Annotated in this window: 21 protein-coding genes and 2 CRISPR repeat arrays; of the genes, 6 read left to right on the forward strand and 15 right to left on the reverse strand. The window is 72.3% G+C overall.

From position 1 onward, the window contains the following. Positions 1 to 205: 205 nt before the first annotated feature. Positions 206 to 541 carry a hypothetical protein gene (locus B5D66_RS10635; protein ID WP_078761524.1) on the reverse strand — a complete coding sequence of 112 codons (336 nt, stop codon included), beginning with the start codon at positions 539 to 541 and terminating at the stop codon, positions 206 to 208. Positions 542 to 1,111: 570 nt separating this feature from the next. Next, positions 1,112 to 1,369, reverse strand: a complete 258-nt coding sequence (locus B5D66_RS10645) for a hypothetical protein (protein WP_078761525.1) — start codon at positions 1,367 to 1,369, stop codon at positions 1,112 to 1,114. Positions 1,370 to 1,644: 275 nt separating this feature from the next. Here B5D66_RS10645 and B5D66_RS10650 point away from each other — a divergent pair, with 275 nt between their 5' ends. Next, positions 1,645 to 2,514: a helix-turn-helix domain-containing protein gene (locus tag B5D66_RS10650; RefSeq protein ID WP_078761526.1), complete on the forward strand. Its 870-nt coding sequence runs from the start codon at positions 1,645 to 1,647 to the stop codon at positions 2,512 to 2,514. After that, positions 2,501 to 2,689, forward strand: a complete 189-nt coding sequence (locus B5D66_RS10655; RefSeq protein ID WP_078761527.1) for a DUF397 domain-containing protein — start codon at positions 2,501 to 2,503, stop codon at positions 2,687 to 2,689. Before B5D66_RS10650 ends, B5D66_RS10655 begins: the two co-directional genes overlap by 14 nt. Positions 2,690 to 3,311: 622 nt before the next feature. On the opposite strand, the gene B5D66_RS10660 is transcribed toward B5D66_RS10655, so the two are convergent. The 3 genes from B5D66_RS10660 to B5D66_RS10670 are packed head-to-tail and all read right to left on the reverse strand — an operon-like array spanning position 3,312 to position 6,194. Then, positions 3,312 to 3,986, reverse strand: a complete 675-nt coding sequence (locus B5D66_RS10660; RefSeq protein WP_078761528.1) for a hypothetical protein — start codon at positions 3,984 to 3,986, stop codon at positions 3,312 to 3,314. After that, positions 3,983 to 5,797 carry a polymorphic toxin-type HINT domain-containing protein gene (locus B5D66_RS10665; protein ID WP_078761529.1) on the reverse strand — a complete coding sequence of 605 codons (1,815 nt, stop codon included), beginning with the start codon at positions 5,795 to 5,797 and terminating at the stop codon, positions 3,983 to 3,985. Before B5D66_RS10665 ends, B5D66_RS10660 begins: the two co-directional genes overlap by 4 nt. A gap of 46 nt (positions 5,798 to 5,843) precedes the next feature. Next, complete coding sequence (locus tag B5D66_RS10670) at positions 5,844 to 6,194, reverse strand: hypothetical protein (protein WP_078761530.1); 351 nt, start codon at positions 6,192 to 6,194, stop codon at positions 5,844 to 5,846. Between the two features lie 317 nt (positions 6,195 to 6,511). Further along, positions 6,512 to 7,029: direct repeats of the CRISPR family, unit length 29 nt; unit sequence GGGACCATCCCCGCGTGCGCGGGGAGCAC. A 367-nt stretch (positions 7,030 to 7,396) separates the two neighbouring features. Between B5D66_RS10670 and B5D66_RS10675 the strand changes: the two genes are divergently transcribed. From B5D66_RS10675 to B5D66_RS10685, 3 genes are all read left to right on the forward strand, one after another. Continuing rightward, positions 7,397 to 8,824, forward strand: coding sequence for an FAD/NAD(P)-binding protein (locus B5D66_RS10675; protein WP_078761531.1), 1,428 nt, complete (start codon positions 7,397 to 7,399; stop codon positions 8,822 to 8,824). Between the two features lie 74 nt (positions 8,825 to 8,898). Then, on the forward strand, positions 8,899 to 9,675 hold the full coding sequence (locus tag B5D66_RS10680; RefSeq protein WP_078761532.1) for an SDR family oxidoreductase: 777 nt from the start codon (positions 8,899 to 8,901) through the stop codon (positions 9,673 to 9,675). A 384-nt stretch (positions 9,676 to 10,059) separates the two neighbouring features. Then, positions 10,060 to 10,401 (forward strand): VOC family protein, encoded by a 342-nt coding sequence (locus B5D66_RS10685; protein ID WP_078761533.1) that lies wholly within the window; start codon positions 10,060 to 10,062, stop codon positions 10,399 to 10,401. Positions 10,402 to 10,510: 109 nt separating this feature from the next. Here B5D66_RS10685 and B5D66_RS10690 read toward each other — a convergent pair whose 3' ends face one another. After that, on the reverse strand, positions 10,511 to 11,374 hold the full coding sequence (locus tag B5D66_RS10690; RefSeq protein ID WP_078761534.1) for a hypothetical protein: 864 nt from the start codon (positions 11,372 to 11,374) through the stop codon (positions 10,511 to 10,513). 58 nt (positions 11,375 to 11,432) lie between these two features. Beyond that, entirely contained in the window at positions 11,433 to 11,843 is a 411-nt protein-coding gene (locus B5D66_RS10695; protein ID WP_235000911.1) for a peptidase inhibitor family I36 protein, read from the reverse strand. A 420-nt stretch (positions 11,844 to 12,263) separates the two neighbouring features. Here B5D66_RS10695 and B5D66_RS10700 point away from each other — a divergent pair, with 420 nt between their 5' ends. After that, positions 12,264 to 13,031: an aminoglycoside adenylyltransferase family protein gene (locus tag B5D66_RS10700; RefSeq protein WP_078761536.1), complete on the forward strand. Its 768-nt coding sequence runs from the start codon at positions 12,264 to 12,266 to the stop codon at positions 13,029 to 13,031. Between the two features lie 65 nt (positions 13,032 to 13,096). After that, a CRISPR array of direct repeats spans positions 13,097 to 13,554; the repeat unit is 29 nt; unit sequence GGGGCCATCCCCGCGTGCGCGGGGAGCAT. Between the two features lie 89 nt (positions 13,555 to 13,643). Here B5D66_RS10700 and cas2e read toward each other — a convergent pair. The 8 genes from cas2e to B5D66_RS10740 are packed head-to-tail and all read right to left on the reverse strand — an operon-like array spanning position 13,644 to position 22,818. Further along, entirely contained in the window at positions 13,644 to 14,003 is a 360-nt protein-coding gene (gene cas2e, locus B5D66_RS10705) for a type I-E CRISPR-associated endoribonuclease Cas2e (protein ID WP_078761537.1), read from the reverse strand. After that, positions 14,000 to 14,968, reverse strand: a complete 969-nt coding sequence (cas1e, locus tag B5D66_RS10710) for a type I-E CRISPR-associated endonuclease Cas1e (protein ID WP_078761538.1) — start codon at positions 14,966 to 14,968, stop codon at positions 14,000 to 14,002. The genes cas2e and cas1e overlap by 4 nt, the downstream gene beginning before the upstream one ends. Beyond that, positions 14,965 to 15,678 (reverse strand): type I-E CRISPR-associated protein Cas6/Cse3/CasE, encoded by a 714-nt coding sequence (cas6e, locus tag B5D66_RS10715; RefSeq protein ID WP_078761539.1) that lies wholly within the window; start codon positions 15,676 to 15,678, stop codon positions 14,965 to 14,967. Before cas6e ends, cas1e begins: the two co-directional genes overlap by 4 nt. After that, a complete protein-coding gene (gene cas5e, locus B5D66_RS10720; protein ID WP_078761540.1) occupies positions 15,678 to 16,403 on the reverse strand; it encodes a type I-E CRISPR-associated protein Cas5/CasD in 726 nt (241 codons plus the stop codon). Before cas5e ends, cas6e begins: the two co-directional genes overlap by 1 nt. Next, the gene (cas7e, locus tag B5D66_RS10725) at positions 16,400 to 17,593 is read right to left on the reverse strand and encodes a type I-E CRISPR-associated protein Cas7/Cse4/CasC (protein ID WP_078761541.1); all 1,194 of its coding nucleotides are present in this window, start codon (positions 17,591 to 17,593) and stop codon (positions 16,400 to 16,402) included. The genes cas5e and cas7e overlap by 4 nt, the downstream gene beginning before the upstream one ends. Beyond that, positions 17,590 to 18,252: a type I-E CRISPR-associated protein Cse2/CasB gene (casB, locus tag B5D66_RS10730; RefSeq protein WP_078761542.1), complete on the reverse strand. Its 663-nt coding sequence runs from the start codon at positions 18,250 to 18,252 to the stop codon at positions 17,590 to 17,592. The genes cas7e and casB overlap by 4 nt, the downstream gene beginning before the upstream one ends. Then, positions 18,249 to 19,925, reverse strand: coding sequence for a type I-E CRISPR-associated protein Cse1/CasA (gene casA / locus B5D66_RS10735; RefSeq protein WP_078761543.1), 1,677 nt, complete (start codon positions 19,923 to 19,925; stop codon positions 18,249 to 18,251). The genes casB and casA overlap by 4 nt, the downstream gene beginning before the upstream one ends. Beyond that, on the reverse strand, positions 19,915 to 22,818 hold the full coding sequence (locus B5D66_RS10740) for a CRISPR-associated helicase/endonuclease Cas3 (protein ID WP_078761544.1): 2,904 nt from the start codon (positions 22,816 to 22,818) through the stop codon (positions 19,915 to 19,917). The genes casA and B5D66_RS10740 overlap by 11 nt, the downstream gene beginning before the upstream one ends. Positions 22,819 to 23,124: the final 306 nt, after the last annotated feature.

Consider the following 23,124-nt stretch of genomic DNA (forward strand, 5'->3'; position numbering starts at 1 on the left):
CCGCGGGTCCATCCCCGCGTGCGCGGGGAGCAGCCAGCGCCGCCGCGAAACCCATCTCACGCAGCGGAGCCATCCCCGCGTGCGCGGGGAGCAGTCTTATTGACCTGGGACGTTACCAGCTGACCCCCTCGGTTTCGACCACTTCTTAAGAAAAGGGCGAAGCGCGCGATAGGCCACCAAACACCCATTCAATACCCAGGGGAAATCACCCTCTTCCCGTCACCGGCTTGTCCGACTGATCGGCGTGGCCGGCCGCATGGGACTTCAGGCGAGCCTTGATCGTGTCGAGCGCGACCCCGTAGGCGCGGGCAAGCGAACGCTGAGACTCCCCCGCCCGAAACCGCGCCGCGATCTCCTCCACCGGCAGGTCCAACCGTCCGCCGGGTGGACGAACCGCGATACCCGCACGACGTAGATGACGCGCCACCACGCTGCCCGCCGCCCCCACCCGCATCCCGACCTCGGCCAACGACAATCCCTGGACCACATACATCTCTCGCAACACTCCGATATCCAGATCAGCGCGCCGCGGCGGAGCCACCCTCACCCACCTCCCTTCCCACCGGACGGGAGATGGCAGGAGCATGGCCGGTGAGGCACCACCGCACCGGACGCCGCCCCACCACCCGCGCGCGTCTCCTCTCAAGGGAGCCCGCGGGGAAGCGAGCCGGGGAAACGGTCGGAGAACCTGCTGGAACGCGTCGAGGAATGCGGACTCCCCGCGCAGCCTCACGGTCAAGAGCGGATGTGCTCCCGGATCGTAAGACGGCGAGGAGCGCCTCAACGGTCTCGGCCTCACGCAGTCCCGAGGAGGTCATCGCCCAGTACCGCTGGGTCGCCTCCCCCCACCACACCACCACGCCCGGGAAACGCCGCCGCACCGCAGCCGCTCGTCGATGCTCCACCGCGAACTCCCGGCAACGCCCCCACACCGCCCCGCCCTCGTTCGCCGCCCGCGCCGCACGACACCTTTGGTGCGCACACGACACACAGGCACCACCCCGGCCCAGAGTCTCCTCCCCGCCAGGCCGACATCCCTCACCACTACGAGTACGAGGCGAACCGGAACGAGCGTTGCCGCCCACTGGATCGCAAGACGGGTTCATGTCCCTCACCCTCCCGTCGGGGCCATGAACACCAGATCGTTCAACGCGGCCAACTCCTCGGCGCGCTGGCGCTCCTCGGCCTCCACCACATAACGGCGCACCCGCGACGGCGGCTCCGCCACCGACAACATCACCTCGAACAACTCCCGATCCGACGCCGCGAACACCAGATCCGGCTGCCCCCGATGCCGCGCCCGATACGGCATCACCACGTCGTAGTCATAGGTGAGCTCCCACTTATGCGCATACCGCTCCGCGAGCACACACCACCCGTAGTGATCCGGTATCCGCCGAGGCGGGGGCGGAGGCGGAGGAGCGGGTGCGGGGACATCGACGCGATGGGCGGGCGGTACAGGCCCCGAAGGAGACGGACCACCGCGCGCCAACGCCGCGAACACAAGCAAGAGCAGGGAGAACAGTCCCATAGCGACTCCCGTAAGCATCTGACTTCAGGTGGTTACCATCATGGATGAGATACACGTCTCACACAAGCAAAAAACTGAGATTCCCATTTTTTTGAGGCCGCTAGACTGCCGCCATGCCGCGCTCCCACAGCCCATCCGTCCGCAGGCGGCGTCTTTCCGCCCAGCTTCGGCGCCACCGCGAGGCGGCCGGCCTCACTCTCGCCGAGGCCGCTGAACTGGCCGGTATACCCCGGGCCAAGCTGGGTCGGATCGAGACGTGTGACTCGAAAACGGTCAAGGCGGCTGACCTCGACACACTGCTTAATGCGTACCAAGTGACCGATCCGGCCGAGCGGAGCGCCCTACACCAGCTCGCCCGCGAGGCCGGACAGAAAGGCTGGTGGTGGAGGTACCGAGACGTCTTCGGCGCCGAACCCTTGCCCGATTTCGAGGCCGAGGCGTCGCAGATACGCACGTATGAGGTCGCCGTGATTCCCGGCCTGTTGCAGACGCCCGAGTACGCGGAGGCGATCTTCCGCGGGGGTCGCCTCACTACCCTCGACCACATTCACCGCCAGGTGGACGCCCGAATGGCACGACGCGAGATCCTCCACCGCCACGATTCCCCGCCGCGCCTGTGGGCCGTGATCGACGAGGCCGCACTCCGGCGTCCCATCGGCGGCCCCGAGGTCATGCGGTCACAAATCGAGTACCTGCTCCGCATCGGCCAGCTACCGAACATCGATATCCAGGTACTGCCGTTCTCGGTCGGCGCGCACGGCGGACTAAATGGAGCTTTCACGGTTCTGGACTTCCCCGAGCCGCTTGACCCGACGATCGTGTATGTCGACACGGTTGACGCCGGCGTCATCGAGGAGCGCCCCGAGGCTGTGGCCGCCTACGTTGGCACCTTCAGCGACGTACAGGGAGCCGCTCTCAGTACAGTTCGGAGTGCCCACTTCCTAGAGGGCATCGAATACGAGGAGCACCATGAACACACCTGAGGCCCGCTTCCGCAAGTCCAGCTACAGCACCCAGTCTCAGAACTGCGTCGAGGTCGCCGACCTGCCCGGCGCCCAAGCCGTCCGCGACTCCCAGAACCCCGACCACGGCCACCTCACGTTCCCCGCCGCCGAAATGGCCGCATTCCTCGACGCCGTGAAGACCGACCGACTGTAGGCAGAAAAGCACGTGACCCCCTCGCCGACTACCGACGAGGGGGTCACGCACACCTGAAGCCGCCCCGAAGGGCTGCTTAGGCGAGCATATCGCCAACATGAGGCACCCGAGAGATCACGCGCATCTGGCTGTTCTTAGCTTCCGACGCCACGCCGGTGCCCTCTCGTCAGGGACGCACTCTCGGGCCTCAGTACTCCAGCCGGCCCAGGACTCCCCCGCGTGCGCAGGGCTTACCCCATGAACAACCAGGACGACCTCTACGCGGTCGGTCCATCCCCGCGTACGCGGGGCTTACTGAGGATGATGTTGTCGACGTAGGGCGCGATCTCGGTCCATCCCCGCGTGCGCGGGGCTTACTCCCCCGAGACCATGTCCGACGCGCCCGATTCCGGTCCATCCCCGCGTGCGCGGGGCTTACGCCGCGTTCAGGCTGGTGTTGCGGGTGCCGACCGGTCCATCCCCGCGTGCGCGGGGCTTACAGAAGATGACCTGCGGCTTCGCGGGCCGTTATCTCCGCTTTATAAAGCTTGAGGGTCTGCCGGTTATCAGGCTTGAGGGTCTGCCGGGACGCGCACGAGCCCTCACCTACGTCAGCGACCCGCTCGTGCCGTCCCTCGGGCGGCTAGCCCCGCGCCGCCTCGATGTCGTCCGGCGACCAGCCGCTGGAGGAGGCGAGGACGGGCAGCAGGACCTCCCGCACGCGCCGCCCGTGGGCGGCGGAGCGTTCACGCAGACGGCGCCGGGCCTCCGCCTCCGGCTCCTCGCGCACGATCCTCAGGCTCTCTTCGAGGAGGTCGCCCTCCAGCTCCTCGAACGGTCCACGCGAGTCGGCGTACTCCTCGGCGAGTCCGCGCAGCGGGTCCGCGCCGATGGCGCCCTCGACCTCCTGCACCAGCCCGATGCCGAACTGGATAGCGCGGTCGGCTGCGCGGAGGGAGTCCTCCTCGGCGAGCTCCAGGAAGGCGAAGCGGGGAACCTCCAGCGCCCGGATCTTCCAGTAGCGCGGCTCGTCGGGCTCGTACTCGGGCTCGTCGGCCTCGAACTCCGGGTCCGGGTCGTCACCGTAGGGCCAGATCGCGCCCAGACGCTCCAGCACCGCGCGCGCCTGTTCCGGGCCGCCGGGGTCCAGCGACCACAGCTCCTCCACCGCCGATGCCAGCACGGCGCGCTCGGAGTCGTCGGCGAAGTAGTCGTACACCGCCGCCGCGCGGGCCGCGGAGCCCGCGGCGAGCGTCACACGCTGTCGCGCGTCGAGCTCTCGCAGCTCGTCGCGGTAGCGCGATTTACGCGGGATCATCCGCCCTCCCACCAGAATTCGCGTTTCCCAGAGGTGTAAGTGGTGCCAGGGTAGTCACCGCCGGTCTCCAGACCCAACTCGTCCTCGATGATGGGCATGCAGTTCCCGGTCGAACGCTCCCCCTGGCAGATGTTCGAGCTGGTGCCGCCCTCGACCACGCGGTACTGCGGGTTGCGGTTCAGGTGGTCCCTGAGCGCGTTCTCGGCGTGGCCGCGCCCCGGCACGTAGATCTCGCCGGGGTTCAGGTCGAACCCGGCCGGCGGGTTGTTCGCGTAGGAGCCGGGGTCGTCGCTGTTCTGCCCCTTGGGGTTGCTGCTGGTGACCCACACCTCGAACTCGCCGGTCTCCGTGTTGTACACCCGGGTGACCGCGACGGTCAGGTTGCGGCTGTTGGTGCCCCGCATGATCTCGTGGGCGCGCTGCGCGGCGACGGCCGCGAAGTCGCGGTCCCCGACGGGGCGCTGCACCCCGTCGTCGTCCTCCCGGTATTCGCGGTCGGGGTGGCAGTCGCCGTTGGTGTTGTGGACGAGCGCGTTCGCGGCCCCCGCGCCCACGTAGTAGGTGTGCAGGTCGGCGACGGTGAGGTTGTGGACGCGCTGCGCCTCGGCCTCGGCCCGGTCGACCGCGGTGATCTGGACCCAGGTGCCCGCCGACGTGCGCAGCCAGGTGCCCGGCTCCAAGGCGGCGGCGTCGACCCACTCCGCGCGGTCGGGCACCCAGAAGGGGTGCTCCGCGGTGGCGGTGATCGTGTCGGTCGCACCGCCGCCGTCGTCGACGGTGAGGGTGATGAGCGTCTTGGTCCCGATGCTGGAGACGAGGGCGGTGACCTCGCGAGGCCCCTCCTCCCCGGTCAGGGGGTCGAAGGCGAGGACGGTGTCGCCGACCTCGATCTCCTCGATGGGGAGCATGGTGCCGTCCGCCAGCAGGACCGGGGTGCCCGGCACGAAGCTGGACGGGCGGCGGCAGGAGGGGCTTTCCGCGTTCTCGCCCTCCTGGTCACCGTCGGCCCGTTGCTCCCCGGTGCCGTCACCGTCCCCGCCGCCGCCGTCGTCGCCGCTGTTGTCGGCCATGTCGTTAAGGCGGTCGATCTTCTTGCCCCAGCCGAAGTAGGGGATGAGCGCGACCGCGTTCTCGGCCACCCCCTGGCCGATGGCCTCCAGGTAGTTACCGTTGTTCCAGTTCTCCTGGGTCTCCTCGCTGAAGAGCAGGTCCAGGCCCCAGCCGACCGGGTCGTCGGTGAAGGCGTCCCAGTTGCCGGTCACCCCGTCGACCAGGGAGTCCCAGGTGTCGGAGACCCACTGGCCCGGGTCGTCCCACAGGCGCTGCGCGCCGTCGACCAGGCCGTTCCAGGCGTCGCCCACGCTGTTCCACGCGTCACTGGCGGCGTTCCCGACGCCGGTGCCGAAGTCGGTGACGCCGTCCCACACCGCGCCGAGCCCGTCCCCCGCCCACGACAGGAACCCGCCGCCGTCGTCATCGTCGCCGCCGCCACCGCCGCCGTTGTCGGAGACCTGCGTGACCTCGCCCTGCGGGGTGTCCGGGGCGTCACCCGACTCCTCCGCGCCGTCGTCCCCGTCGCCGCCGGTGCCGCCCGTCTCCCCGGTACCGCTCCCGCCGTCGTCACCGCCACCACCGTCGCCTCCGCTGGTGCCGTTGAGGATCGACTCCACGCCGGCGGCCACGGAGGAGGAGATCTGGCCGCCGATCCCGCTGGTGATGAGGACCGCGAAGAGCGCGGCGACGAGCAGGATGACGGCGGTGTACTCGATGTAGCCGGCACCGCGTTCGGGATCGTGGATGCGTCGGAGCATGGGGGAACCTCGATGTCGGCCCGGGGCCACGGGGCGGTGGGGAGGGTCAGCGCAGGAAGAACGCGCGCGATGCCGGGCGCAGGAGCAGGACGAGGATCACGACGGGCAGGATGAGCTGGGTGATCCGGCCGTCGCCGCCGAGGGTGAGCAGGGAGTACAGGGCGAGCAGCGACTCCAGGACGAGGATCGACCAGAACACCACGCGCCCGCCACGGCGGACGAACACCGCCAACAGGATCTGGAGGATGCCGGGCAGGGAGGCCATGAGGTTGTAGCCGAGTTCGTAGGCGGAGATCCCGGTGAGGATCAGCATGGACACGGCGAGCAGGAGGGTCAGCCCACCAGAGACGTACAGCAGGGCACGGACCCAGCGCACGGGCACGGGAAGTCGGGTCACGGGCGATCTCTTCTGGACGGGGGGCACCGCCCAACCTGCGGGTCGGGCATGGAAGGACGCCTAGCATAGATGGAATACGTCACAGAAAGCCGGAGGGTGGCCGTTTTCGGCCAAACGAAGGCGCCGAGGCCCCATTAAGGCGTTCTGCCGGGTATCGCCCGATTCCTTGCCGGTCGTGTGGGTCTGTGGCGTGGTCGGCGTCATTGGGACGGTTGCGCGCGCCTCGGGCTCTCCCCGTGCCCCCTAAGCCCCGAGCGTCCACTGGCGGCCCTGACCGCGATCAGCGCCATGAGATCCGTCCTTGCCAGGGCAGACATACCCCCATCCCCGCGTGCGCGGGGAGCACACGCCGCGCGGATCGCGGCGTAGCGGACCCGGGGGACCATCCCCGCGTGCGCGGGGAGCACTGCGCCAACGCGCCGTAGCCGACCAGAAGCGCGGGACCATCCCCGCGTGCGCGGGGAGCACTCGCCGTAGCGGACCGCGTTCGCGGGGGCGTTGGGACCATCCCCGCGTGCGCGGGGAGCACAAGAGCCAGTACGTCGGCCTGTGGTACCGCCGGGGACCATCCCCGCGTGCGCGGGGAGCACTGAAGTCCCGCACCGGGCGCTTCACTCGCCAAAGGGACCATCCCCGCGTGCGCGGGGAGCACTCGGTCGCGAGCACCGCCGCGATCGCGGCGCGGGGACCATCCCCGCGTGCGCGGGGAGCACCGGGCGGCCGCGCGGGCGGGCCATCAGGTGCTGGGACCATCCCCGCGTGCGCGGGGAGCACAGGACGCGGACATGAGCAAGACCAGCCCCACCGGGACCATCCCCGCGTGCGCGGGGAGCACTCTTGTTGACCTGGGACGTTACCAGTGGGGAGCCGCGTTTTCGACCACTTCTTGAGAAAGCGGCACGGAGCAGCAAAAGGCTCAAAACGGCACAGAAACGCCCTTCTCCCGGTCGGAGGCGCCGGGATGGGACGGACCAAGCCCATGGCTCCTCTCACACCGAAGTGGCACACGGCGTCACGTGGCGCCGGCCCGCCGAGGAGGCCGGGACCCGCGAAACGTCTCACAGGTAGTGGCCGCCCCGGCCGCTCTTCACAGGCGGTGGCCGCCCCCGGCCGCTCTTCCCGTTTCCCCGGCTCCCCGTTCCGCTCTGCGGCAGGATGCACCATAAGTACGCGATTCACCGCGGAGGAGACACATCGGAAGCATGCGGGACATCGCCATCGTCGGGGCCGGCGTGGCCGGGATCAGCGCGTTCGTGCAGTTGGTTCGGGAGGCGGGCGCCGGCCTGTCCTCGGTCACGCTGATCGATCCGAACGCCCCCGGCACCGGGCCCGTCTTCGGTGATCCGGATCCCGACCTGCTCTGCAACACGTCGGCGGGCATCTGTTCCCTGCTTCCCGAAGCGCCTTCCGACTTCGTCGGCTTCTGCGCCGAGCATGCCCGCCCCGTCGGGGACGCCGACCTCGTTCCCCGTTCCTGGATCGGCGAGTACGCCCGTGTGCTTTTCCGGGACCACTCCGCGCCGGCGCGCGCCCGGGGCGTCGGGGTCGCCCACGAACCCGGCCGCGTCCACCGCGTGACCAGGACGGGCGGCGGGTACCGGCTCCGGCTGGGGGACGGAAGGGAAAGGACCTTCTCCCACGTCATCGTGGCCGTGGGCCTGGGGGGACCGGTCGTCCCCGACGGTTTCGCGGCGCTCACCTCCCACCCCCGCTGGACACCGTCGCCCTACCCCTCGGCCCGCCTGCGCCGGCGGGTCGGGGACGCGCCCTCCCGCGTCCTGGTGGTGGGCGGGGGGCTTTCGGCGGTCGACGCCGCGCTGCTGCTGTGCCGGGACGGCCACCACGTCACCTTGGCCTCCCGCAGCGGCCTGTTACCCGCCGTGCGCGCCCGTATCCTGCCGTCCCCCCGGCCCCTCCCCTCCCTGGAGGGGATCGTCGGGCTGGAACCGGACGACCCCCTCCTGCACCACAAGGTCGGCCGCGCGGTGGTGGAGGCCGTGCGCGTGGTCTCGCCCCTCCCCCTGCGCCGCCAGCTGTCCCGCAGCACCGACCCGGTCCGGCGGCTGCGGGAGGAGACCGCGCTGGCGGAGGCGGGGTTGTGCCACTGGCAGGACGTCCTGCTCTCCGTCTTCCACGCCGCGTCCGCGTGGAGCGAGGGGCTCCCCCTGCCCGACCGCGAGGCCGCCCTCGCCCCCGTCAGGCCCGTGATATGGCGTTACGTCACTTCCCTGGCGTTGCCCAACGCCAGGAAACTGCTGGCCCACATCGACGCCGGGAAACTGACCCTGGACACCTACGACCCCGCGCGCGTCCGCGCCCACGACGGAGGTTTCGAGGTGGCCTCGCGCGACGGCCGCGTCCGCGTCCACGACCACGTCGTGGCGGCGGCCGGGTTCCACATGCCCGCGCTCCACCACGACGCGGACGGCGTCCACCTGGTGGACCCTCCGCCGTCGGCCGTCCCCCTCACCGCCATCGACGGGGACCTGCGCCTCCACCTCGACGGCCGGCCGGAGCGGATCTGGGTGATCGGCCCGGCCTCCCACGTCCGCCGGTCCTTCGTCAACTTCCTGACCTCCGTCGCCGTCCAGGCGCGCGCCGTCGCCCGGCAGATCGGCGAGGGCTCCTGAGCCTGCCGGGGTGTGGCACTCCCAGGCACGACAGGGCCTTCATCGGTTCGGCGAACGCGACGAGAGTGGACGCCATGACCACGAATCAGGCAACCAGGCACACCACGACCTCCTCTCAGGAGGAACCGGCGCGAAAAGTCGTCCTCGTGACGGGGGCGAGCAGCGGGATCGGCGAGGCGATCGCACGCCGGCTCGCCGCCGAGGGGCACACCGTCGTCCTCACCGGCCGGCGCGCGGACCGTCTGCGCGCCGTCGCCGACGAACTCACCGGTGACGGGCACAGCGCCGACGCCCGAACGCTCGACGTGACCGACCGGGCCGCGTTCGCCGCGCTCGTCTCCGACGTGATCGCCGCCCACGGGCGCCTCGACGTCCTCATCGGGAACGCGGGCGTGATGCTGCTCTCGCGCCTCGACTCGCTGCTCGTCGACGAGTGGGACCGGATGATCGACGTCAACGTGCGGGGGCTCTACAACGGCTTCGCCGCGGTGCTGCCGCACTTCCGCGACCGCCGGTCGGGGCACGTCGTCACCATCGCCTCGATCGGGGCGCACGAGGTCTCGCCCACGTCGGCGGTCTACTCCGCGACGAAGTACGCGGCCTGGGCGCTGACCGAGGGGCTGCGCCAGGAGGCCGACCCGTCGATCCGGGTGACCACCGTCTCCCCGGGGGTCGTCGAATCCGAACTCGCCGACCACATCACCGACGCGCACGCCGCCGACCTGATGGTCGGGTACCGGGCGGCGCTCCTCCCCGCCGACGCGGTCGCCCGCGCCGTGGCCTACGCCATCGACCAGCCCGCGGACGTCGACGTCAACGAGATCGTCGTCCGGCCCGCCGCCCAACGTTGATCCCGCTCCGCCCGTCCGGCCGGCTCCCGCGCTCCGCCCGTGGGAGCCGCGCCGTTTCCGGGGGCCGGGACCGGCCTCGCGCCGGGAGGTCCGTTCTCAGGCCCCGCTCTCTCGCGTTCCGGGCCGTGTCCGCCCCCGTCCGGGTGACGGGCGCGGCGGCCGTCACCCCTCGGCTCCCTCGCCCGGCCACCCGTCCCGTTCCCCGGTGCCTCCCCGGCCTTCCCGCACCCGGAAGGCTCCGACCCGGGCCTGCCCCCGTCACCGACCGTCGCGTGGCCTGTCACCGCCTCGGTTCCCGGCCCGGCGGGCATCCGCCGTGCGCTCCGGTGACGCGACCGGGACCGGGGACCCTGGTCTGTCTCCGGCGGCCTCTACGATGCGGGCATGTCCGTCGATCTGTACGCAGGGATCCCCGTCAGCGACTACGAGGCGGCGCTGGACTGGTACCGGCGGCTGCTCGGCTCCCCGCCCACCTACGTCGCGAGCGACACCGAGGCGGTGTGGGAGCTGGCGCCCCATCGGTCGCTGTTCGTGGAGCACTCCCCCGAGCACGCCGGCCACGCCCTGATCAGCGTCTTCGTCGACGACCTCGACTCCTTCGTCACCCGCGCCGCCGAGCAAGGGCTGGAACCCGCGAGGCGGGAGACCTACGGGAACGGGGTGCGCAAGGTGATCTACCGCGACCCCGAGGGCAACGAGATCGGTTTCGGCGGCGCCCCGCTCTGAACCCGCCCGGACGTCCTCGGCGGGCGGGCCGGCTCCCCGTGCGGCGCGGCGTGCCACGGCGAGCGGGAACCCGGACCATCCCTTCGCCCTCTCCCGCCTCGCCGGAGCCTCACGGCGGGTCCGTCGCCTCGATCACCTCCCGGGCCGCGTCCAGCTCGGCGTCCCTCACCCGCCCGAACAGGGCGAAGTCGCCGGGGTTGGCGTCGATGACCTCGCGCTGGATCTCGTCCTCCACCGCGTTCCAGACCGCGACCAGGTCCGTCTCCGCCTTGCAGAGCACGTCCGCCCCGGCCACGGCCACCTCCCGGGACGACGCCTCCTCCGTCTCCGCCCAGGCCGGGTCGGAGAGGACGTCGAGCGGATCCTCGTAGGCGTACCCCCGCTCCCGCATGCAGGCGCTCCACGCGCCGACGACCTCCACCACCCGCGGGTCCCGCCGGGACGCCTCGAACGTGTCGCCGATGTAGCCGTTCAGCACCCCGGCGTCGAACCCGGGGACGTCCGCGCCCAGCCGTTCGCGGGCCTCGGCCAGGCAGCCTCCCCGGCCGTCCGTCCCGTAGGCGGCGACCTGCTCGCCGAGGGGCAGCGCCGCCCTGACCCGGCGCGCCTCCTCGCGTGCGCGCTGACCCGGCGCCGGAGGCGGCGGATGGTAGCCGTACCGCCGGGCGACCTCCGGTTCGACGAGACCGTAGCGCCTGCGGTTGAGCGGGTCGGCGTCGTGCTCCTCCGGCGGCGGCAGGAGCTCCCAGTCCAGGCCGAGGTCGCGCATGCACGCGCCGATGAGCAGGTCCTCGGCGTACTCGATCGTCTCGATGTCGGGCCGGGAGAGGTTGTAGTCGTCGAGGGGGACGTGGAGGGCCCGGACCTGGAGCCCCACCTCGGGAGGTCCGCCCTCCTGGGGGTCCTCCGGGGCCGCCGCGCAGCCCGCGGCGGCCAGCACCAGCCCCGCGGCGAGAAACCGGGAGATCGGCACGGCGCTCCTCCCTCCGTCGAAGGGCGGCGCCGGGCGACCGGCACCGCCCCCACCAGTGCTAGCTCACGAAACGGACGGAGCTGGCCCTGTTGTCGAAGTTCGACGGGTTGTTGCTGTTGTTGCTCAGATCCTTGTCCTCGGAGTGGCCCAGGGCGGTGTAGTAGGTGCCCCCGTAGTCGGCGTGGGTGTACAGCAGCGCCCGGTTGCTTCCGGTGTTGCGGAAGGAACTGATGTTGTCGTTGATGTTCCCGCCGCTGCCGCCACCCCAGGTGTTGTTGATGAAGTTGCCGTCGTTGGCCGTCAGCCGAGCCGACCGGCCGCCGAAGTCGTCGTGCTCGTAGACGTAGAGGGAGCGCGTCGCCGGAGCGCCCGCGATCGTGGACTCGGCCGCCGTCACCGGCGTCGCCGCGCCGAGCAGGCCGACGAGGCCGGCCGCCGCGACGGCCGCCGCCGTTCCGATTCGCTTCACGTTGTCTCCCCTGTTCTGGTCTCGCCATCCGCGATGGCCGTGGACTCCCCTCCCGCCTGAGAGACACCGCTCCCCGAAGGGAACGACCTCGGTCATGACGGTCGGTGAGTGCTCAGTTCCGTAACGTACAAGAGGGAACGTCACCTTCTGCCCGGAAGCGGAAAATGCAGGTAAGAGGCCATTTCATAACCCCTTCGATCATCCGGCCGGATATCGGCGACGGGCCATGGCAGGTGACCGTAAGCCCGGCGGAAGGGCTGGCATACCCGCTTTCCCGCACCCGCTTCCTGCCACCGGCCGCCCGCCCGAGGGCCGCCCGCTCCCCTCCGCTGACGGGACGACGGCCCGCGCCCGGCCCGCAGTCCCCAGGGACGGGAAAAGCGGTTGCGTCCCCTCCTCCCCGCGCCCGAGACTGGCCACGTGGATCAGATCCGGGAAGTCGTGAGACTGGTCGACGAGACGTTGGGACCCGAGGTCATCGGCACCTACCTCCACGGATCCCACGTGCTCGGCGGCCTCAGACCCGCCAGCGACCTGGACATCCTCACCGTCTCCCGGCGCGGCATGGACGACCGGGAACGCCGCGCCCTCCTCGACGGGCTCCTCCGCCTCTCCGGGATCACCGACGAACTCCGCCCGGTCGAACTCACCGTGGTCGTCCAGTCCGAGGTCCGCCCGTGGCGGTTCCCGCCCACCGGCGACTTCCTGTACGGCGAGTGGCTGCGCGAGGAGTTCGAGGCCGGGGCCCTCCCCCGGCCCGGGCCGATGCCGGACCTCGCCATCGTGATCACGATGCTGCTCGCCGGCGACCACCCTCTCTCGGGCCCACCTCCGGCCCAGGTCCTCGACCCCGTACCGCGCGAGGACCTCATCCGCGCGAGCGTGAACGGGCTCCCCGGCCTGCTCGCCGAACTGGACGACGACACCCGCAACGTCCTGCTCACCCTGGTGCGCACCTGGAGCACCCTCGCCACCGGCGTGATCAGGCCGAAGGACGCGGCGGCCGACTGGGCCATGGACCGGCTCCCCGGGGAACACCGGCCCGTCCTGGAGCACGTGAAGGGGCTCTACCTCGGCTCCCCCTACTCCGAGGAACGCTGGAGCGACGACCTGAGGGCACGGGTCCACCCCCTCGCGGAGGCCGTGCTCTCCGAGATCCACCGGATCGACCGGCTGTCCCACCCCTGACCTGAGGCCGGAACCGGCACTCCACAAGGACCGCCCCACCCCGGCCCCTGCCCGCCGGAACACACCCGACGATCCCCGCGTGCGCGGGGAGCATTTGCCGAGGCCGCGCCCACGTGGTCGCCACCGCGGGTCCATCCCTGCATGCGCGGGGAGCATCCCTGCCGACATCTCTTCACCGCGTCCTGCCCGGGGCCATCCCTGCGTGCGCGGGGAGCATCGACCACACCCGGTCCAGCAGGGCACGCAACGGGGGCCATCCCCGCGTGCGCGGGGAGCATCGGCCCGCCATCCGCCCCCAGCCGGACTGTCCGGGGCCATCCCCGCGTGCGCGGGGAGCATCGACGGCGAGCTGACCGGCCTCAAGCGCGCCGAGGGGCCATCCCCGCGTGCGCGGGGAGCATTCAGCTAGCTTCATAATATTGGCTACAGGGTTGGGGCCATCCCCGCGTGCGCGGGGAGCATTGTACCGCTCGTTGTTCTAAGCCTCCGATAAGGGGGCCATCCCCGCGTGCGCGGGGAGCATACTTCGTGACCTGCGGCTTTATCCCGGGCGGACCCTCGTTACAACCACTTTCCGAGAATCGGACGAAAACCCCATAACACCCAATCCGTTCACCGGTTCCCGAAGCGGCGGCGTTGGTAGGCCTTGCTCCACCCCTTCTTCTTGAGCTGTGGCTCCGCCGTCGTCCCCTCCGCCTTGTCGCGGGGGCGGTGGATGAGGGTGAGCCCTTCGTGATCCACCGGGTGCCACTTGTGGTCGTGGGTCCGGAAGGTGAACCCCTGCTCGTTGTCGGTGCTGTGGACCAGGAGCGCCCTGCCCTTGCCCGTGTACCCGCGCACCTCGTCCCACAGCGCGTCGCGGATCCGGGCGGAGGGGCGGCCGATGAAGACCCCCGGTGAGATCTCCATCAGCCAACGGGTGAGGAACCCGCGCAACCCCTGCGGGCAGTCGGTGAGGACGATGACCGTCACCAGATCACCCCGTCGTCGACGGCGTGGTTGTATCCCGACTCCACCTCGACTCCGTGGTCGGATTGGAGGGTGACCCGGTCGGGCGCGTCGGCGAGGTCGGTGTCCGGCCCGTCCACGACGCTTCCGGGGAGCAGCAGCGACTTGACGTCGGCGACGCAGCGGTCGAGCAGGCGCGTCTCGTTGATCCGGTCGCGGATGGCGCGCCTGGTCCGCGAACCGACCTCCTCCGGCCCCTCCGCGGCGACCTCGAAGGCCACCGGGATGCCGATCTCGGCCTTGTACAGGTCGGCGATGTCGAGCACGAACGACAGTTCGTGGCCGGAGTGGACGAACCCGAGCGCGGGGACGCAGCCGAGGGCGGCGACCACCGTCTGCGCGACCCCGTACATGCACTGGGCGGCGGCCGTGATGGCCTGGTTGGGCGGATCCCCCGAGGCGTAGTCGCCCGGAACGTAGCGACGGCCGTGCCAGGCGACGCCGACCCGGGCGGCCTCGGCCCGGTAGACCTTCCTGATCCGCTCGCCCTCCCGGCCGAGGAGCTGCCTGCGGGTGAGCCCTTCGGGATCCTCGTCGGGGAACCGCATCCGGTACATCGCGCGGGCGACGTCCAGGCGGGCGCGGCGGTTGGCCCACAGGCCGGCCTGCGCCTGGGCGAGGGCCGCCGAACGGGTGAGCGCCCGGCCGCCCGCGTAGAAGCGGACCCCGTGCTCGCCGGTCCACACGACCCCGGCCCCGCTCTCGCCCAGCAGCTCCATCGCCCGGTGCGTGACGCGGGTGCCCGGGCCGAGCAGCAGGGTGCCGATGGTGGCCGAGGGGATGTGCCTGACCCCTTCGGCGTCCTCGGCGGTCAGCGCGTTCGATTCGCGGTGGACGGTGCACCGCTCCAGGTAGACGAAGGAGAGCCGGTCTGCGACGCGGGTGAGTTCGTGCGGTTTGAGGGCGGGACGCCGGCCGACCGCCGTCACCGCTTCCCCGCCGGGGCGAGCGTCATCAGCCCGCACCCGTAGGCCCTGGCCCGGCCCAGCCCCATGGTGAGGGTGCGGCGCAGCGCGTCGGGGTCGGTGACCTCCAGGTGGCCGTCGTAGGTGACGGTGACCAGGGAGACCGGTTTCGCGCCGGCCGCGCGGCCGGCGCCGCCCTTGCCGAAGCGGAGGTCGCGGCGGCCGTGCACGAGCAGGTCGTGGCCGTCCTCCTCGGGCGCGTGGTCGTCCTCCCCCGGCCGTTCCAGCACCCGGAACCCGGCGGCCTCCTGGCGCTGCAACAGCCAGCGCGCCTGATGGCGGGGGGTGATGTGCGGGGTGAGCTTGGTGGGTTCGCCGTCCCTGCGGCGGATGCTGTGGACGGGGTTGGCGGTGAGCCGGAACGCCCACACGTCGCCCTTGGCCAGCCGGGACAGGAAGGGCGCGTAGTCGTGGGTCCGCCAGCCCCCTTCCTTGGCGGGCCAGCCGGCCTGTTCGACCAGGTGGGTGAGGTCGGGCTCGTCGGGTCCGACGACGTAGAGGAGGACCTCGGCGCGGGCGTTGCGGTCGACCCGCCACAGCACGCGCGGCCCGTCGTCGCCGGGGAGGATGTCGGGATAGGAGCTCATGACGGCGGCGTGCAGCGCCTGGGGCGAGGCCAGGAGCCTGCGCGCGCCGGTGCGGGCGGTGTTAAAACGGAAGCTGGTGAGGTACATCAGTCGCCTTCGAACAGGGCCGCCGGGTCGTGGTGGGGAGGCGTGGGCTTCCGGGCGCGCGGGTTGGGCACCTCGACGGTGCCGGCCCGGACGCCGCGCAGCGCGTAGCGGCGGTGGAGCGGGTCGAAGCTGATCGGGTGGTCGCGGATGGTGTCCGGCGCCCCCTCCTCCGAGGCGTGCCCGGGGTCGGCGTCGACGAGGAGGTCCAAGACGACGGTCGCCCGGTTCCGTTCGCGTCTCTGCCGCCACTCGGGCGCCTGCCATGGTTCGTCGCCCAGCGCGGCCTCCAGCGTCCCGCCGTGGTGGACGCGCAGGCCCACGGGCCGGGCCGGCGGGCAGGAGCGCCGGCCCAGGTAGGGCAGGAAGGCGGGGGCGCGCACGGCCCTGTCCAGGTCCTCGATCAGGCCGTCGTCTCCCTCGACGGCCGCGACGAACACGGCGTCGCTCAGGTAGAACCGTTCGGAGACCGGCATGGACTTGCCGGTGACGAAGTGGCGGGCGGTCTGGTAGTCGCGGACGCGGACGCCGCGCTGGTCGACGCGCACCCCGAACCGGAGGGCGGCGAGGTCGGAGATGTCGTCGCCGCGTTCACGGCCCTGGGCCGCGGCGAGCAGCCCGACGACGCCGCTCTTGGTGGGCGCCCCCTCGGTGGAGCGGCGCGCGAACCGGGAGGAGGATCCCCACGCCTGGAGGGGGCCGGCCAGCAGCAGGGTGAGGACGCTCATTTCGCGTCGGCCTGGCGCCGGGCCACTTCCTCGCCGACCTCCCTGACCAGCTCGGACAGGGTGGTCTGGCGGCCGACGCCGGCGAGCTTCCCGGTCGCCTCGCCCACGCGCACGACCCAGGTGTCGACGTCCTCCCCGACGTCGAAGGCGCGCTCCACCTGGGGAATGTAGTCGGCGAGCCGTTCGGCCGCCTCCCGCAGGTGGCCGCGCCCGGAACCGGCCTCGACCGCCTCCTCGAAGGCCCCCACGAAGCTGACCGGCCGGGTGCGGCGCAGCTTGGCGATGACCACGTCGGGCAGGGTGTGGTTGCCGAAGGTGTTGATCTTGCCGCTGGGCAGCGACTCGACGAAGCCGCGGACGAACGCCTCGACGGCGCGGCGCAGCGGCTCGGTGGCGGGCTCGTCCTCGCGGGGGCTGTCGCCGAGGTTGCGGCGCAGCAGGTCCACGTCGAGGGCGGCGTAGCGGTAGAGGGTGGCGGAGTTGAACTCGACGGTGCCGATCATGCCGGCGCCGGGCTCGGCGTCGGTGTTGTGGTCGTCGACGGCGGTGTAGTAGTCGGACTCGTTGTCCACGGCGTGGACGCTGATGGCGTGGGCGACCTGCGCGGCGGCGTCGACGTTGATGTCGGCGCCGTCGGCGACCATGCGGCCGAACAGGGCGATGTCGACGGAGTGGCGGCTGTCGGCGGCCTTCTTGGCGCGTTCCTTGTTGGCCTTGTCCTTGAAGAACGCGGCGATGTCGTCCTTGCCCTCGACGGCGAGCGCGGCCAGGGCGTCGAGCTGGCGCGCGCTGAGGAAGAGGAGGTAGGAGGACTCGGGGGCGGGTTCCTCCTCGCCCTTCTTCTTGGCGCTGTCGGCCTTGCGCTTGGGCACCTCGATCTTGGCGCCGGTGGCGGTCTTGACGGTCTCGGCGGCGAGGTTCCAGCGGGTCTTCTCGTCCAGGCCGGAGTCGAGCTCGTGGATGCGGCCGGAGAGCAGTTCGACGACGCGCTTGGTGCGGGTGCCCAGTTCCCGCGGGTCGAGCAGGTCGTGGAAGGCGAGCCGGGTGGCGCGTTTCCACGCCTGGCTGGAGACGCGGGCGCGGCGCACCCCGCCGTACACGGCGGTCTTGGGGCTGCCGGTGTCGTCCCTGTTGAGGTTGCTCGGCGGGACGGTCTGGAGGACGTGGAGGTCGAGGATGGTGCGGTTCACGCGGCGTCCTTGTCGGTGTCGTCGTTCGTGCCGGTGTCGGCGGGCTCGTTGGCGGGGCGGTAGGCGTGGAATCCGCGGCCCCAGGCCGTGCGGACCTGTTTGATTCCGTTCCGTTCGGCCAGCGCGGTGTGGAGGTGGTCGGCGAGCAGGCCGTAGTCGAGGGGGATGGATTCGCGGCGCAGCAGGGTGACGATCTCGCGGAGACGCTGGGCGAGGACGGCGGGGTCGACCGCCGTCCCGGCCTGGACGAAGCGCCGGTGCAGGGCCTGGTCGATGTCGCCGGGCGGCATGAGGCGGCGGACCGCCCGGCCGAGGTCGGGGCCGGGCCGGTGCATGCGTTCCTCGCGGCGGGACTGCTGGTGGACGGCGTAGAGGGACAGCGCCATGTGCACCGCGTTCTCGGCGGCCTCCCGCCGTCTCTCGCCCTCGGGGTCGCCGCCGTAGGGCAGGGCGTCGTGGAGTTGGGGCGCGGAGGTGAACTCCCACGCCTCGGGCGCGTCGGTGAGCGGTTTGCCCGCGCCGCCGCGCAGCCCGGCGAGGGTGGCGACGGCCCCGGGGCGGTCGCGCAGGTAGCCCTCCTGGAGTTTCCTGACCTGCTCGTCGACGTAGGCGCCGAGGGGTCGCAGGGCGGGTTTGCGCTCGGTGGTGGTGGCGGTCATCGGTCCTCCCCTTCGGGGTTCTGCTGGTCGCCGCCGAGCGGCAGGTCCTTGCGGAGCCTCGCCCGGAAGCGCAGGTCGGCGCGGGAGGCGTTGAGCCAGACGGCTCCCGTCGCGGTGCTGACGACGCGGCCGACCCAGGCCGCCTCGCCGGCGCCGTCCACGAGCTCGCGTCCCAGCGCCAGGACGACGCGGCGGACCGTCCGCTGCCATTCGGCGTGCCGTGGCCTGGGATCGGCCGCGTCCCCGGGGGACAGCCCGCGCAGCCAGTCGCGGAAGTGGCCGTCGAGTTCGCCGAAGCCGCGGTCGCGGGCGGCGTCGCGGGGCTCCTCGGACTCGATCCCGGCGGCCCGGGCGAGGTCGTCGGCCAGGTCGCCCAGGGCGTTGACGGCGTCCTCGGCGTCGCCCACCGCGTCCACGGCGGTCTGGCCGAGGAGCCGGTCGCGTTCCCGCAGGACGACCACGGCCATGGTCACGGCGTCGTCGACGACCTCGTCGATGACGGACTGCTGGGTGCCGTAGACGGCGCCGATCAGCCGGGCCCGGATGAAGTGGTCCTCGGGCAGGTAGCCGTCGTTGGCGAGCCGGGCCACCCAGTCGAGGACGCGGGGCCGGACGACGGCGGCGGCCTCGCCCCGCTGGTGGGCGTTGCGGACCCGGCCGGTGATCAGGGCGGCCAGGCCGCGCCAGGCGCTGCGCGCGGGCTCGTGGTCGCGCGGCAGGTAGATCGGCGACTCGCCGAGCTTCTTCTCCTGGGCGGGGCTGCGCCGCCAGGCCGTCATGGGCTCGCGGTCGTGCATGTTGCGGGGCGACAACGGGTCGCCGTAGGCGAGCAGCACGCCGTGCACGCCCTCGGCGTCGTGGTGCAGGCGCACCCGCCGCGACTGCCAGGTGTAGAGGTCGCGCACCCCGTTGGGGCGGACGGTGAGCTCCGCCTTGTCCGCGGGGCCGGGGCCGCAGGGGTCGCGGCGCCAGGCGGGCCGGTCGTCGCCGTCGCCGCGCAGCCCGCCGGCCTCCTGCTGGGTGGCGACGAGGTTGAGCAGCAGCGTCTGCCGCAGGTCGTCGCCTTCGACGAGGACCCCGCCGAGGTTGCCGGCCCAGCCCACGCCCAGCGGGTAGCCGCGCCCTCCCTTGACCCGGGGGTCGCCGACCGCGCCGGACTTGATGCCGGAGGGGTCGTAGGCGTGGGCGTGGACGAGCCAGCGGGCGGCCTCGGCGAAGCCGAGCCGTTCGGCGCCGCGCGATCGCATCGTGAAGAACGGTTCGCCGTTGGGGACGTCGGCGACGATCCGGGCCAGCGGGAAGATCTCGTCCTTGGCCGTGCGCAGGTCGGCGACCTGGAAGAACGGCGTCCGCGGATGGAGCAGGTCGAAGCGGTCGCGGTGCTTGTCGAGGTAGGCGGTGACGGCGGCGAGGGGCAGGCCGTCGGCCTCCCACAGGGCCTGCCAGTCCTCCTCGTAGGCGGGACCGTCGACGGCGTCGTGCAGGATCGCCAGCAGCAGCCGCGTCAGCGCGAACTCCTGGGTGGGGACGTCGCCGACCAGCCGGCGCAGTCGCGGCGCCTGGGCGAACACCTCGGTGATCGACAGCTCGTCCTGGGTGCCGTCCAGGCGCAGGACGGGCAGCCAGGGCGAGTCGACCAGGTCGAAGGAGGCGGTGGGGGTCTCAGTCACCATGGCTGACCTTCAGTCCGTCGGAGCGGGTGTAGTGGAGATCGAAACCGGCCAGGTGGGCGCGCTGGTCCTGGTCGAGGGCGAGGACCAGCTCCCCGGCGAGCCAGTGCGCCTCCTTGGCCTGCCACGCCTCGACGCACTGGGCCTCCAGCTCCTCGATGACCCGGTCGAGGGTGCGGGGGTCGGCGCACATCTCGTAGGGCAGCCGCATCCCGCACGAGGCGACCGTACGGGCCAGCGCGGTGGGCGGGACGGCGTGGGCGGGCAGCTCGCGTCCGCCGTCGCGCCTCAGCCAGGGCAGGGTGGCCAGGGTTCCGTCGGCGCGGCGCTGCACGACGAGGACCTCCAGGCTCTCCCGGCTGTCGCGGACCTGGGCGCGGCCGGCGTAGGTGTCGTCGGCGTCGCCGACCCCGGCCCGCACCCAGCCCACCAGGGCGCGGCCGGGGCGGGCGACCCCGCCCAGCAGGAAGTCCTCGGCCCTCTTGCGCTTGTCCGCGCGCTCGGCCTCGTGGGCGAGACGGGCGTGGTCGAGCGCCTCCCGCCAGTGGTCGGGGCCGACGGGGTCGGGGCCGTAGGCGCGCTGGACCAGCGGGCTGATGTCGTCGGGCAGCCGCACCGGACGGTCGGACTCGGCGAGGAACGGCTCCAGTACGGCGGCGGAGCGCAGCAGCGCGTGGGCGCCGTAGACCGCGCGCGAGCCGCGGACGGGTTCGGGCACCCGCGCCGCCCAGTCGGCCCCGGTGACCAGGCAGCGCGCGCGGCGCAGCCGTTCGGGGCGCTGGGACCGGCCCTCCCCGCGCCGATGCCGGTGCAGCCGCCCCATCCGCTGGAGCAGCAGGTCGACGGGGGCGAGGTCGGTGACGAGCAGGTCGAAGTCGACGTCCAGGGACTGCTCGGCGACCTGGCTGGCCACCACGACGTGGCGTTCGGGGCGGGTCTCGCCGGCTTCGGCGACCTTCGCCTCGGGGCCGAAGAGGGCGAGGAGACGCGCGTCGTTCTCGGCCCGGTCGGGGTCGATGAAGCGGGCGTGGGCGACGGTGACGGGGATGCCGTCGGCCCCGAAGTGTTCCCGCAGGTGGTCGGCGGTCTCCATGACCCGGCGCACCGTGTTGCGGATGACCAGCGCGCACCCGCCGCCGGCGAGTTCGGTCTCGAGCCGCGCGGCGAGCGCGCCGAGGTCGTCGTCGAACCGTTCGACCAGCACGTCGGTGCGGCGCCCGGACGCCTCGGGGGCGGCCATGACCACACCGTCCGCCGCCACGCCGGTGATCAGCGGATAGGCGTCGGCCTCGCCCACCGGCGCGAACGCGGGGCCGGCCGGCCCGCCCGTGTAGGACTCGGCGAGCTCGCGCCGGCGCGCGGCGGGCAGGGTGGCCGAGAGCACCACCACGGGGACGCCGTAGGCGCCCAGCCACGACAGCACCCGGTCGAGGTAGGAGTTCATGTAGGCGTCGTAGGCGTGGGCCTCGTCGACGACGACGACCTTGCCGGCCACCGCGAGGTGGCGCAACGCCAGGTGTCGGCTCTTCAGGCCGGCGAACAGCAGCTGGTCGATCGTGCCGACCGCGAAGGAGGACAGCATCCCCTTCTTGCGGCCCTTCAGCCAGTGGTGGGCCACCAGCTCCGCGGCCGCGGAACCGGCGGCCCCCCGCGAACGCCGGTGCTCCTCCCCGTCACGGTCGACGTCGGACACCGGCCGGCCCGCGCGGACCAGCTCCGTGAAACGCTCGTTGAGCGCCGCCTTGGAGTGGGCGAGGAACACCGAGTGGGCGCCCGCCCCGGCGCGGGCGTCGGGCAGCCGCTCCAACCAGGCCAGCAGGCGGGGGAACATCGCGTTGCCGGTGGCCATCGTGGGCAGGGCGACGAAGCAGCCGCCGGCGCCACTACGGGCGGCGAGGATCTCGGCGGCGGCCAGCGCGGCCTCGGTCTTGCCCTCGCCCATGGGCGCCTCGACGATCATCAGCCCGGGCCGGGGCATCGTGCGCGCGACCCGCACGGCCTCGGCCTGCACCGGGTGGACGCGCGCGCCGGCGGGCAGGTCGAAACGGGACGCGAACAGCGCGCCGGGGTCCTCTCCGGTGTCCTCGGCGACCCAGGGGCGGGGCAGGTCGAGCATCCGCCAGGCGGTGTCGAGGCGTTCGGGGTCGGTGCGGCGCTCGCCGGGGAAGTAGGGGAACAGCTCGGGGTTGCTGGCGATCCAGTCGGCGATGATGACCAGCGCGGTCAGCAGCACCTGGACGGGCTGCGGCAGCTTCACCCCGCGCCAGTCGGCGAGACGGGAGGCGACGCCGCACGCCTCGGCCGCGGCGTCGAGGAGTTCGTCCTGGACGGCCCGCCACGCCTCGGGGCCGTCCGGGTCGCACAGCAGGGCGGGATGTTCGCGCAGGTCCCGGATGTCAGTGTCCTCGGGCGGGACGCCGTGGTGACCTCCGGCGACGACGGCGAACTGCGTGGTGGCCGGCCGCGACCAGCCGTGCCGTTCGACCAGCCACCGCTGGATCAGCAACTGCCCGGCCAGACCGTGCGGGGCGAGCCTGCGATCGGCGATCTGCTTCTCCAACGGCATGGGCAGGCCGGCCGCGCGCATGCCATCGGCGAGATGCTCGACCTGGCAAGCGAAGGCGGGGGTCGCCTTGCCGGCATCGTGAGTGGCGGCCAGCCACACCGCGAGCCGCCGGGCGTCGTCGGCACCGCCGGGCAGCGCGCCGGCGACGAGCCTCCGGATCTGCTCGGGAACCCACTCGTCCCACAACAGGCCGGCCACGCCGGCGCTGTCGGCCATGTGCCGCCACAGCGGCAGCCAGCCGTCGCTGTCGCGGTCGTGCTTGGCCCAGACGGACCGCGCGGCTTCGGAGAGCCCCACAGGTCCGATGGGCCGAAGGCCGTCGTAGGTCATAGCCGGATCCAAGCGGTTGTCCCGGACAGAAAACCGCGAAACCCGGAAATCCCCTGTGGCCTGATCCGGCCAGGGGAAAGGGGAACCGTTGGGGTGCTCCCCGCGTGCGCGGGGAGCAGGACCCGTGCCCCCGCCGCCTCGCCTACAAGCTGGGGTCATCCCCGCGTGCGCGGGGAGCAGCTCGGGGGCGACCCCGTGCTCGGCCCAGACCTCGGGGTCATCCCCGCGTGCGCGGGGAGCAGACCTCGGCCCGGTCGACACCCCGCAACAGGCCGGGGTCATCCCCGCGTGCGCGGGGAGCAGAGC

Origin of the sequence: Marinactinospora thermotolerans DSM 45154, assembly GCF_900167435.1 — a bacterium.
GTDB classification, from domain to species: Bacteria; Actinomycetota; Actinomycetes; order Streptosporangiales; family Streptosporangiaceae; genus Marinactinospora; species Marinactinospora thermotolerans.